Origin of the sequence: Loktanella agnita (assembly GCF_046640325.1) — a bacterium.
GTDB lineage: Bacteria > Pseudomonadota > Alphaproteobacteria > Rhodobacterales > Rhodobacteraceae > Yoonia > Yoonia agnita.
Window position 1 is genome coordinate 1 of the sequence record NZ_JBJMBF010000053.1, and the last position, 616, is coordinate 616.

Genomic DNA, 616 nt, shown 5'->3' on the forward strand with positions numbered 1-616 from the left:
AGGCGAAATCACGCTCGACGAACTGGTTGCCGAACTGGCCGAGACGCATGGTGTCGCCGTCCATCGCGGCACTGTTTGGCGGGCGCTAAAAGGGCTCGGCCTGACGCACAAAAAAAAACCTGCAAGCGCTTGAGCAGAAGCGCAAGGATGTCGCGGACCTGCGCCGCATTTGGATCGCGAAGCGCCAGCCCTTCATGGCCAGCCATTTGGAAAGGTTGGCGTTCATCGACGAAACCTCGGTCAAGACCAACATGGCCAGGACAACCGGTTGGGCACCGCGCGGGGCACGCCTTGTCGATCATGCACCATTTGGGCACTGGCGGACCCAGACCTTTGTTGGGGCGCTGCGCCATGACCGCCTGGTCGCCCCTTGGGTCATTGATGGAGCGATGAATGCCGAGATGTTCACTCTCTACATCAAAACCCAACTGGTGCCGACGCTGCGCGAGGGCGACGTTGTCATTCTTGACAATCTGTCCAGCCACAAGGCCCCGGCCGCCGCCGAAGCTCTGCGCAGTATCGGTGCATGGTTCTTATTCCTTCCACCCTACAGCCCCGATCTCAACCCGATCGAAATGGCATTCTCAAAACTGAAAACCCTGATCAGGAAAGCTGC

General features: G+C 59.1%; 2 protein-coding genes. Both read left to right on the forward strand.

Annotation, left to right across the window (positions count from 1 at the left end):
• Positions 1–22: 22 nt before the first annotated feature.
• Entirely contained in the window at positions 23–133 is a 111-nt protein-coding gene (locus ACJ5NV_RS20425; protein ID WP_411646721.1) for a hypothetical protein, read from the forward strand.
• Between the two features lie 40 nt (positions 134–173).
• Positions 174–616 (forward strand): IS630 family transposase (locus tag ACJ5NV_RS20430; RefSeq protein ID WP_411646723.1); only part of this gene is annotated, 443 nt, incomplete at its 3' end.